Raw genomic sequence first — 10,413 nt, forward strand, 5'->3', positions numbered from 1 at the left:
GGCTCAATCGGTGCCGTCGGGACGTCACTCGAAAGGTTAGTCAGGAGGGTTGCCTAAATATGGAAGGTGAGTGTTACCTTCTGTGAAAAGTTAGGAACCCTGACCAAAGAGGTTCAGCATGACTATCAGCGCCGATCGGGAACGGGCCGCCGAAGCCCTGCCCCACTGGGAGACCGTCCCGGAAGACCTGCCTGCCGCGATCCGTGAGATCAAGGCCGCTCTACGGGCCCGCATAGAGGCATCCGGCCGGAGTGTGGAGGAGGTCTTCGCTGCCGTGGAGCGGCGGGTCGCCGCCGGCGTGGCCGAGATCAAGGCCGAGAAGGAGCGCGGCGAGAGCGTCTGGCCGGTCGTCGACTACGCCGACATCGAAGGCGGCAGGGTGACCCCGCAGCAGATGGCGAAGCTGAAGAAACGCGGCTGTCTGGTGGTGCGCGGCCACTTCCCCCGTGAGCAGGCCACGGCGTGGGACGCGGACATCGTCGACTACGTCGAGCGGAACAGGTTCTTCGAGACCTATGCCGGCCCCGCCGACGACTTCTTCGGCAGCGTCGGCTCCAGGCCCGAGATCTACCCGATCTACTGGTCCCAGCCGCAGATGGAGTCCCGGCAGAGCGACCGGATGGCGCGCGTGCAGTCCTTCCTGAACTCCTTCTGGAAGCACGAGTCGGACGGGGTGCAGTGGTTCGACCCCGAACGTGACGCCCTGTACCCCGACCGTATCCGCCGCCGCCCGCCGGGCGCCGACTCCGGTGGCCTGGGCACGCATTGCGACCCCGGCACGCTGGACCTGTGGATGACCGAGGCCTACCAGCAGGCGTTTCGGCACCTCTTCGACGGCACCGTCGAACAGTACGACCCCTGGGACGCCGCCCACCGCACCGAGGGCGCGCAGTATCCGGGCTCAACCATGTGCTCCGTCTTCCGCACCTTCCAGGGGTGGACCGCGCTGTCAGAGATGCGGCACGACCAGGGTGTGCTGCACACCGTCCCGATCCCCGAGGCCATGGCCTACCTCATGCTGCGCCCGCTGCTCTCGGACGTGCCCGAGGACGACATGTGCGGAGTCACCGTCAACCAGGCCTTCCCGGCGAACGAGAAGTGGCACCCCCTGCTCATGGAGGCCCTCACGGGCATCCCGGACGTGGAGCCCGGAGACTCGGTGTGGTGGCACTGCGACATGATCCACAGCGTCGCGCCGGTCAAGGATCAGAAGGGCTGGGGCAACGTCATGTACATTCCCGCAGCGCCCTGGTGCCCGCGCAACGAGCGGTACGCCGCGCACGTGCGGGAAGCGTTCGTCACCGGCTCCAGCCCGAGCGATTTCCCGGAGGAACACTACGAGTGTTCCTGGACCGGCCGCTTCACCCTCGACCAGCTCAACGACACCGGCCGCCGAGGGCTGGGCCTGGACTGAGCCGCGGCGACAAGGACTTCCATCCAGCGGCCTCCTGTCGGACACATCATCACCGTGGACATGAAAGCTGCAGGTCCTGGGCTCGCCGAGCGTCAGGGCCTGCTGCGCGATGCGCCCGTCCGCCCCAGGCTCACGGTGCCCCATGTCAAGCGCTGAAGGATCTTGGGTTCGCCTCTTGTTGGCTGAAGTCGTCGCTGTTACCTTGGCGTGAATCTTTGGTAAGGCCCCCTCCCTAACTAATTGATTACAGGGAGGGGCTGAGGCACCTCAAAACCCCTGAAACCACCCGCGCGACCCGCTAAGTGAGTCCCTGCCTGCCTGCCTTTTCTCTCTCCCCACGGTCCAGATGTTCCACTCCCGCGCCATGCGTGGAGCGCGAGTTCGAAGGAGAACCGCATGCGAGTCCGTAGAACCAGGTATCCGTTCACCATCGCCGTGGCCGGGGCGCTGCTCACCGTCTCCGCCTGTGGCGGCGGCGACAGCACGTCCACCGGGAGCGGATCGGACGCCAAGCAGCTGGAGGTCTTCTCCTGGTGGACCTCCGGCTCGGAGGACGCCGCACTCAAGCAGCTCACCGCCGGTTTCACGACCACCAACCCCGGCGTCAAGGTCGTCAACGGAGCGGTGGCGGGTGGCGGTGGCGGCAACGCCCAGGCAATCCTGCAGACCCGTCTTCAGGGCAACAACCCGCCGGACACCTGGCAGACCCATCCGGGCAAGGCGATCGGGCAGTACCTCGACTCCAACCTCCTCGCCGACCTTTCGTCCGTGTACCAGAAGGACGAGCTGTCGAAGGTCCTTCCGGCCGAACTCATCGAGTCGGTGAGCAAGGACGGCAAGATCTACGGCGCATCCACCGGGGCACACCGCGGCAACGTCCTGTGGTTCAACAAGAAGCTCCTCGCCAAGGCAGGGGTTCAGCTGTCGGCGTCCACCACTCCGGAGCAGTTCGTCCAGGCGCTCGGCGAGCTCGACAGCAAGGGCATCACCCCGCTGTGCCTGGGGGCCAAGGACGCCTTCGCCACGGCCGAGTTGTTCGAGAACACCCTGCTCGGCGAACTCGGCCCGGACGGCTGGAACGACCTGGTCGCCGGCAAGACCTCGTGGACGAGCCCCAAGGTCAAGCAGGCCGCCACGCTGTTCTCGAAGATGCTGCCCTACGCCGACCCGGACGCGTCGGCCCTGTCCTGGGACCAGGCCACCAAGCGGCTCGCCTCCGGCGACTGCGCGGTCATGAGCATGGGTGACTGGGCCTACGGCGAGTTGGTCAAGGACGGCGCGAAGGACGGCACCGACTTCGGCTACGTGCCGGAGCCCGGCACCAACGGCTCGTTCGTCCTGGTGGTCGACACCTTCGTCGTCGCCGAGAACGCCAAGCACCGGGATCTCGGACTGAAGTGGGCCTCCGCGATCAGCTCGAAGGACGTCCAGCTGGCCTTCAGCAAGGAGAAGGGCTCGACACCGGTGCGCACCGACGTGCCCACCGACTCCCTCCCCGCCTACCAGAAGGAGGCCGCCGTCTCGTTCCGCGGCGACCAGCTCGTGCAGTCGATCGTGCACGGCGAGGCCATGAGCCCGCAGTTCCAGCAGTCCTTCTATGACGCCGTCACCCAGTTCGTCCAGTCCAAGGACACCGGCTCCTTCGTCGAGGCCCTGGCCTCGGCCGCCAGTTCCTGAACCCGGTCCGAGCACGTTCGCGGCGGTGGGGCGTGCCCACCATGCGCCCCGCCGCTCGCCCCAGGAGGTACTCATGCCGGTAGTGACCCGGCCCCGGCCCGCCGCGCCGGCGCTACGTGCGGCGAAGGAGCCAAGACGCCCGGCCCGGCCGTCGTTCGTGCGCCGCCATGCCTTCCCCATCGCCGTTCTGACACCCAGCCTGCTCGTGATCGGGATCTTCGTCTACGGCTTCATCGGATACTCGGTCCGTGTCTCCCTGTCCCAATGGCAGGGACTCCAGCCGAACCTGTCGGCCCGCGAGCCGTTCGGGCAGACGTACGCGGATCTGTTCCAGACCGCGCGCTTCCAGGCCGACCTGCGCAATGTCGCCGTGTTCACGGTGCTCTTCCTCACCCTGGCCGTCCTCGTCGGGCTCGCGCTCGCGCTGCTGGTGCACAACGCCCTGGCCGGACGAGCCGCGTTCCGGGCGATCTTCCTCTTCCCGTATTCGCTGTCCTTCATCGTCACCGGCGTGGTGTGGCGGTGGATCTTCACTCCGTCCACCGGCGCGAATCTGATCCTGGACAAACTCGGCATCGACCACGGCCCCAAATGGATCACTGATCCAACCGTGGCGGGTGATGTCTCCGCGGCCCTCGAAAAGGTCATCCCGGGCGGGAACTTCATCCAGGTCGAGCTGGGCATCCCCCTGGCCATCATCCCGATCGTCATCGCCGCGTGCTGGCAGCTCGCAGGCTTCGCCATGGCCAACTTCCTCGCCGCGCTGGGCACCATGCCCGAAGAACTGCGGGAAGCCGCCTCGCTCGACGGCGCCGGCACCTGGCGCTACCACTGGCACATCGTGCTGCCCTGGCTGCGCCCGATGATCGTCGTCGTGCTCATCCTGCTGGGCCACGTCAGCCTCAAGTCGTTCGACCTCGTCTACGCCATGTCCGGCCAGGGGCCGGGCTTCGCCACCGACGTTCCCGGCATCTTCGTCTTCGACCAGACGTTCCGCGCCCTGCGCTACAACACCGGCGCCGCTGCCGCCGTGGTGATGCTCCTGCTGGTGGCCGCCGTCATGGTGCCCTATCTCTACCGCAGCGTTCTCCGGGAGAAGAAGTCATGAGCCTGCGAGCAGTTCTCCCCGCTACCCCCGCCCGCCGCACGTCCGGCAGACGCCGCCCGGGAGCAGGACCGCTGTCGGGCACCCTCGCACTCGCCGCGCTCGCCGTGCTGTTCCTGGTCCCGGTCTACGTGATGGTCACGGCCGGGATGAAGCCGCCCGCCCAGGCCGACGCCGCGCACATGTGGGAACTGCCCAGGAGCCTCGACTTCAGCGGTCTTCAGGACGCCTGGGCGAAACTGGCGCCCAACCTGCGCAACAGCCTCCAGGTGGTGATCCCGGCCACCGTGGTCTCCTCTGTCATCGGCGCCCTCAACGGCTTCGTCCTGGCGAAGTTCCCCTTCCGTGGCTCCAACGTGCTGTTCGCCGCGATGCTGCTGGGCATGTTCATCCCGTACCAGGTGATCCTCGTACCCCTGGTGCGCTTCCTGCAGAGCGCCGAGCTGTACGGCACACTGACGGGCCTCACCCTGGTCCACATCATCTACGGCATCCCCATCACCACGCTGATCTTCCGCAACTACTACAGCGGGATACCCGACGAGATCATCGAGGCCGCCCAGGTCGACGGTGCCAGCAGGGCGGCCATCTTCGGACGGCTGATCCTGCCGCTGTCGCTGCCCGGGTTCGTGGTGTGCGGCATCTTCCAGTTCACCAATGTCTGGAACGACTTCCTCTTCGGCATCACCGTCGTCCCCGACCCCACCCAGCAGCCCGTCACGGTGGCGCTGAACAACCTGGCCGGGAACTTCTCCGTCCAGTGGAACACCGTCATGGCCGGCGCGCTCCTGGCCGCCGTCCCCACCGCCCTGGTCTACATCCTGTTGGGCCGCTTCTTCGTACGTGGCCTGACCGCCGGTTCCGTCAAATGACCTAACTTGAGTTTTAACCTCGGTAACCATGGTTCGGCGCTGACCAGGCCCACGTGAGGTGAACTCTGCAGTTCGCATGGCACGTATTCCAGCCTCGTCTGACTCGGGAAGCCCGCCTCGCCAGCGCGCGACCGTCTGGACGGGCCCTGGACGGCGCTACCCAACGCTCGGCCTGTCGCTGTGCAAGGCGGATAAGGTCGTGAACCAAGTCTTCACGAGACCGGTTGACACCCTGGGGGTACAAGGCATGCCTACGCCTGAGCAGATCTGGGCGGACGCCGATCTCCCCACCCGTCGGCTCGCCGGGCTGGCTCTGAACCCGTCCGTGCCGGAGAGCATCCTCCTGCGGCTGCTCTCTGACGCTCCGCTTGCCGCACGGATGGTGCTGTGCCGGGACCGGATCCTGCCCGACGTCGTCGTCGACGCGGTGATCGAGCATCCCGACACTTACACCCGCAGCTTCTTCGCCCGCAACCCCCATGTCGATCCGGCCCAGCGAGTTCGACTGCTGGACGATCCTGAGTGGTTCGTCCGCGCCCACCTGGCCGAGGGACCGCGGGTGGCCGCCCCCGCCCGGCCCAGGCCCCTGCCCGACGAGGCCGTTGTCCACATGATCAGCACGTACGACGACGAACTCCTGGGCGGTCCCTTCTACCAGCAGATCTCCACCAGACTGCGCCGATCCATGTCCACCCATCCGATCGCGAAGGTCCGTCGCTGGGGGGTCGGCGCGTGGGCATCACTGTCCGCGGACATGCGGGCCGCCCTCCTCACAGACCCCGACGGCGAGGTCCGGGAGACGGCTCAGCGGCATGCGCGCTATCAGGATCCGGCGTGGGTGGAGAGTGCGCTCCCTGACCGACCATGCCACGCCCGCACCGACCTGCTGCTCCACCACCCCCTCACCCGAGCTGTGGTGCAGGGCGTCCTCGCCAGGCCCGCCGACAAGGAGGACAGGGCGATGATCGCCGTCAACCCCAGCCTTCCTCCCGACGCGGTGGTCCTCCTGGCCGCCGACTCAGATCCGGAAATACGGCGCCTGATCGCGCAACGCGCAGACCTCGGACCCGCCGAGTGCCGCGCACTCGTCGCCGATCCGGACCCGGACGTGCGCACGCAGGTCGCTTACCGCGCCGACCTGGGACCGGCCGAGCGCCGCACGCTCATGACGGACCTTCACCCCGACGTGCGGCTGGCCGTGTCCCTCCACCCCGCACTGAGCGAGGAGGAACGGGACCAGATCGACTACCAGGTCCCCATGAACCATCCCTTCGTCTTTTGCCCTGCGCCCGAGGTGCCCCCGGATCCCAAGACGGTCCGCCGAAACGCACTCTCCAAGCACCCAATGCTGCGCCGGGAGGCAGCCAGGGACCACCTGCTGCCACCGGACCTCGTCGCACGCCTGGCCGCCGACGACGACCTCGGCGTACGCGTCCTCCTGGCCCAGAACCATCCAGACGCCCCTGCGCCACTTCTGCTGCGCAGCTTCCTCGAGTACACCGGCCGCGAGCGCAGCCACCTCACCACCCGGCCGAACTTCCCGACCAAAGGCCTGGCCGCCTTCGCCGACCACGAGGACCCTGAGGTCCGGGCCTTGGCCGCACGCGATCCCGAAGCTGAGCCGGCAGCCGTGGAGCGGCTCACCCAGGACCCGGAATATGCCGTGAGGGCTGCGGCGACGCGCCACGCGAATCTTCCGCAGTCCCGGCTGGCAGTACTCCTCGACGACGAGGAGTTGGCACACGATGCGGCTGCGAACGCGGCGCTGGACTTGGACACGATCCGCCGACTGTTGAAGACGGACGGCCGACAGGTAAGGCCGCCGGCGTAGAGGAAGCTCCCGGGCGCGATCGCGCCGCCTCACCGGACCGCCACGAAGCCTGAGCCGTCCGTTGCCATGGGGCTGTCGCTTGCCCCCTTGGGAGGCGTCGCCCGCCCACCCCCTCGTTGTCGAAAGAGGCGCAGGCCGAGATCGGGTGGGTGTGGCCCGGGCGTTGCTGCTTCGTGCTGGGCCATGTCTCGCCACTTGAGCGGCTGGTCGTCCAGCTCTAGTTAGGGAGGGATCCTTACTAAAAATCTCGGGATAAAGTAACAGCGACGATATGTGGCGGCAAGAGGTCTGACGACAAAGAGGTGCGATGGAGATCCGTCGAGAGCTCGCAGGTGCGGCTCTGCCCAGCATGACTCTGCTGCGCGACCTGACCGACCAGATCGTGCTGGACACCGTGTTCGAGCAGGCGCCCATCACCCGGGCGGAGATCGCGCAGCGTACGGGCATCTCCAAGACCACCGTCTCGGAGTCGGTACGCCGGCTGGAGGAGATGAAGCTGCTGTTGCCTGCCGGGGAACAGCGCGGGCGGCAAGGGAGGGTCGGTACCTACTACCAGGTGGCCGCCGACGCGGGCTTCGTCGTCGCTGTCGACCTCCATCAGAACGAGATCAGGCTGTGCGCCGCCGACCTCTTCGGCCGCCCGTTCCTGGAGAGCACGCACCAACCCGCTCAGCCGCGCGACCCGGAGCACATCGCCAGGCAGTTGCGCTCGATCATCATCGGCGCGATCGACCAGGGAACCGTCGGGCACGGAAAGCCCCTGACCATCGGGGTGTCAGTCGCCAACCCCGTCGATCCCAGGACCTCCGCGGTGATCCCGCTGGAAGACACCCCCTACCCGGAGGGCGTCTTCCAGCCCCAGGAAGCCCTCGCCGGTCTGACCGACGCCCCGCTGCTGGTGGAGAACGACGTCAACCTCGCCGCCGTGGCAGAACGTTGGCACGGCGCGGGACGTGACGCCGACAGCTTCGCCTACGTCTTCATCGGCGCCGGCATGGGCATGGGGCTGGTCATCGGCGACCGGCTCATCCGGGGCGCGCGCGGGGTGGCCGGTGAGATCGGCTACCTCAGCGTCAGCTCCCAGCCCCCCGGCACCCAGGTCCGGCACGGGTTCGCCCGCGCCGTCGCGGCGGGGTTCCGCGCGCAGCAACTGTCAACGACCGAGGGTCTGGATTCCGTGGCCGTCGCCCGTGAGATCCTCCAGCGCGCCGACGAGGGCGATGCCGAGGCACGTGCCGTCGTCGAAGAGGAGGGCCGCACCATCGGCGAGGCGATCGCCGCCGTCTGCGCGGTCGTCGACCCGGAACTCGTCCTCCTCGGCGGCCCCATCGGCAGCCACCCCGCCCTGCTCGAACCCGTCCGCGCGGCGGTGCACGCCCTCGCGCCCCTGCCTCCGCCCATCGAGGCCGGCGCTCTGGGCGACGCGGCCCCTCTGCGCGGCGCCCTCGCCGTCGCCCTGCGCCGCGCCCGCGCCGACCTGCACACCCGTGCCCAGGAGACCTGAGACCGCACAGACGAACAGGACACCATGCCCTTCTCCTCGTACGAGCCCGACCCCGCCGTGCCCTCGTTCGCGAACCAGCCCGCCGACATCAGACTGATCGTCACCGACATGGACGGCACTCTCCTCGACGACGCCGGGGAGGCCCCCCGGCAACTCGGACGGGTGCTGGCCCAGCTGCGCCGACGCGGCGTCCTCTTCAGTCCCGCGAGCGGCCGCCAGTACGCCGCCCTGGCCCGACACTTCGCGGGGCAGGAGGACGGCATGGTGTTCGTCGCAGAGAACGGCACCTACGTCGTACGCGACGGGGTGGAGCTGAGCTCCGACCCGCTGGACCCCGCCGTCGCCGCCCGTGTGGCCAAGACCGTACGGCAGCTCGCGGACGACGGCGTGGACGTGGGCGCCGTCGTCTGCGGGAAGCGGTCCGCCTACGTCGAGCGGACCGACGAACCGTTTCTGGCGGAGGTACGCAAGTACTACACCCGGCTTCAGACCGTCGCCGACGTCACCGCCGTCGAGGACGAGATCCTCAAGGTCGCCCTCTTCGACTTCGGACCGGCCGCACGGACCACCGCACCGTCCCTGAAGCCGTTCATGGTCACCCACCAGGTCGTTGTCTCCAGCGAGCACTGGATCGACGTCATGAACCTCACCGCCGACAAGGGCGCCGCAATACGGCGGCTCCAACGGGACCTGGGCATCGAACCCATGCAGACGGTGGTGTTCGGTGATTACCTCAACGACCTGGAGATGCTGGACGCCGCCGAGTGGTCGTTCGCCATGGCCAACGCTCACCCGGACGTGATCCGCCGAGCCCGGTACGTGGCTCCGTCCAACCAGGAGAACGGCGTCCTGCGCACGATCGTTCGTCTGCTGAGCCTGCCGGACGAGTGAGGACCGTCGCTCCAAGGTCCTTAGCATGCGGCCGGGACCGGCCACTGAGCTCGGTGGAAGGGATTCCGCGGCGAACAAGGTCGTGCCCGCCGTGGTCCGGCTCATGGCCGACCTCGGCGTGGAGAGTCAGGCTGTGCGTTCCTCGATTTCACGCCTGAAACGTCGGGGGGTGCTGTGCAGCGAGCGCCGCACAGGCGTGGCGGGATACTCCCTGTCCGGCACGACCCTGGAATCCCTGGCCGAGGTGATGTACGCATCTTCGAGCGGGCCCGTGCCCAGGTCGAGGACGGCTGGCTCGTGGTCGTCTTCTCGGTGCCCGAGTCCGAGCGGGAGAAGCGCTGAGTGGTCGACGAGGAGTTCGACGCCGCGAGAGGCGTTCCGCGCCTACGTTCCGATGCTCACGCAGTGGCGCCGGCTGCCCTACCGGGACCCGGGCCTTCCGTTGACCCTGCTGCCACCGGGCTGGACCGGCGTCACCGCCGGTGAGGTGTTCGGCGAACTGAACAGAGCGCTGAGCGCACCGGCACGCGAGCATGCCCTCACCGTGATTCGCGGGGACTGACGGAGGGGCGCCCTCAAGTGTCTGCGGCCACTCGGCCGAGCGATTCGTCGATGAGCGTGTCGAAGTGAGAATTGCTCGACGTCGGACGAGCCGCATAGGCGAGGACTCTTGGCTTCAGATGCCGGGCTGCAGTACGTCGAGGTCCTGTTCCGCCCAGATGGTTTTCCCGCTGCCGACGTGGCGGGTGCCCCAGCCGCGGGTCAGCTGGGCCACCAGCAGCAGGCCGCGGCCGCCCTCGTCGTAGGTGTGGGCCCGGCGCAGGTGGGGGGCGGTGTTGCTGGCGTCGGAGACCTCGCAGATGAGGTGGCGGTCGTGGATCAGCCGTAGTTGGATGGGCGGGGCGGCGTGGCGGATGGCGTTGGTGACCAGTTCGCTGGTCACCAGTTCGGTGACGAAGGATGCCTCCGTCAGGTCCCAGGCCACGAGCTGGGCGGTGACGAGTTTGCGGGCCTGGGCCACGACGGCCGGGTCGGCGGGCAGGTCCCAGGAGGCGACGTGCCGGGCGTCGAGCGTGTGGGTGCGGGCGATGAGCAGGGCGATGTCGTCGGTGCGGTCCT

At 68.1% G+C, this 10,413-nt stretch carries 9 protein-coding genes; 8 read left to right on the forward strand and 1 reads right to left on the reverse strand.

The features are described from left to right. Positions 1–118: 118 nt before the first annotated feature. The 8 genes from ACZ5XS_RS36930 to ACZ5XS_RS36965 all read left to right on the forward strand — a co-directional run bounded on the left by ACZ5XS_RS36930 (position 119) and on the right by ACZ5XS_RS36965 (position 9,856). A complete protein-coding gene (locus ACZ5XS_RS36930; protein ID WP_468658891.1) occupies positions 119–1,414 on the forward strand; it encodes a DUF1479 domain-containing protein in 1,296 nt (431 codons plus the stop codon). A gap of 396 nt (positions 1,415–1,810) precedes the next feature. Beyond that, complete coding sequence (locus tag ACZ5XS_RS36935) at positions 1,811–3,091, forward strand: ABC transporter substrate-binding protein (RefSeq protein WP_468658893.1); 1,281 nt, start codon at positions 1,811–1,813, stop codon at positions 3,089–3,091. Positions 3,092–3,164: 73 nt separating this feature from the next. Further along, positions 3,165–4,199 carry a carbohydrate ABC transporter permease gene (locus ACZ5XS_RS36940; RefSeq protein WP_468658895.1) on the forward strand — a complete coding sequence of 345 codons (1,035 nt, stop codon included), beginning with the start codon at positions 3,165–3,167 and terminating at the stop codon, positions 4,197–4,199. Further along, positions 4,196–5,068 (forward strand): carbohydrate ABC transporter permease, encoded by an 873-nt coding sequence (locus ACZ5XS_RS36945; protein WP_468658897.1) that lies wholly within the window; start codon positions 4,196–4,198, stop codon positions 5,066–5,068. Before ACZ5XS_RS36940 ends, ACZ5XS_RS36945 begins: the two co-directional genes overlap by 4 nt. Before the next feature lie 247 nt (positions 5,069–5,315). Then, the gene (locus tag ACZ5XS_RS36950; RefSeq protein WP_468658899.1) at positions 5,316–6,899 is read left to right on the forward strand and encodes a hypothetical protein; all 1,584 of its coding nucleotides are present in this window, start codon (positions 5,316–5,318) and stop codon (positions 6,897–6,899) included. Between the two features lie 307 nt (positions 6,900–7,206). Beyond that, the gene (locus tag ACZ5XS_RS36955) at positions 7,207–8,403 is read left to right on the forward strand and encodes an ROK family transcriptional regulator (protein ID WP_468658901.1); all 1,197 of its coding nucleotides are present in this window, start codon (positions 7,207–7,209) and stop codon (positions 8,401–8,403) included. Between the two features lie 24 nt (positions 8,404–8,427). Then, a complete protein-coding gene (locus tag ACZ5XS_RS36960) occupies positions 8,428–9,294 on the forward strand; it encodes a Cof-type HAD-IIB family hydrolase (protein WP_468658903.1) in 867 nt (288 codons plus the stop codon). A 25-nt stretch (positions 9,295–9,319) separates the two neighbouring features. Beyond that, positions 9,320–9,856, forward strand: coding sequence for a PaaX family transcriptional regulator C-terminal domain-containing protein (locus tag ACZ5XS_RS36965; RefSeq protein WP_468658905.1), 537 nt, complete (start codon positions 9,320–9,322; stop codon positions 9,854–9,856). Positions 9,857–9,970: 114 nt separating this feature from the next. Here the strand turns inward: ACZ5XS_RS36965 and ACZ5XS_RS36970 are convergent. Further along, positions 9,971–10,413 (reverse strand): ATP-binding protein (locus ACZ5XS_RS36970; RefSeq protein WP_468658907.1); only part of this gene is annotated, 443 nt, incomplete at its 5' end.

It is taken from the genome of Streptomyces sp. NPDC033131 (assembly GCF_055578365.1).

What these genes read in the sequence shown, in the direction of transcription:
- ACZ5XS_RS36930 (WP_468658891.1), top strand. Translation starts at nt 119, where the DNA reads ATGACTATCAGCGCCGATCGGGAACGGGCCGCCGAAGCCCTGCCCCAC.
- ACZ5XS_RS36935 (WP_468658893.1), top strand. Translation starts at nt 1,811, where the DNA reads ATGCGAGTCCGTAGAACCAGGTATCCGTTCACCATCGCCGTGGCCGGG.
- ACZ5XS_RS36940 (WP_468658895.1), top strand. Translation starts at nt 3,165, where the DNA reads ATGCCGGTAGTGACCCGGCCCCGGCCCGCCGCGCCGGCGCTACGTGCG.
- ACZ5XS_RS36945 (WP_468658897.1), top strand. Translation starts at nt 4,196, where the DNA reads ATGAGCCTGCGAGCAGTTCTCCCCGCTACCCCCGCCCGCCGCACGTCC.
- ACZ5XS_RS36950 (WP_468658899.1), top strand. Translation starts at nt 5,316, where the DNA reads ATGCCTACGCCTGAGCAGATCTGGGCGGACGCCGATCTCCCCACCCGT.
- ACZ5XS_RS36955 (WP_468658901.1), top strand. Translation starts at nt 7,207, where the DNA reads ATGGAGATCCGTCGAGAGCTCGCAGGTGCGGCTCTGCCCAGCATGACT.
- ACZ5XS_RS36960 (WP_468658903.1), top strand. Translation starts at nt 8,428, where the DNA reads ATGCCCTTCTCCTCGTACGAGCCCGACCCCGCCGTGCCCTCGTTCGCG.
- ACZ5XS_RS36965 (WP_468658905.1), top strand. Translation starts at nt 9,320, where the DNA reads ATGCGGCCGGGACCGGCCACTGAGCTCGGTGGAAGGGATTCCGCGGCG.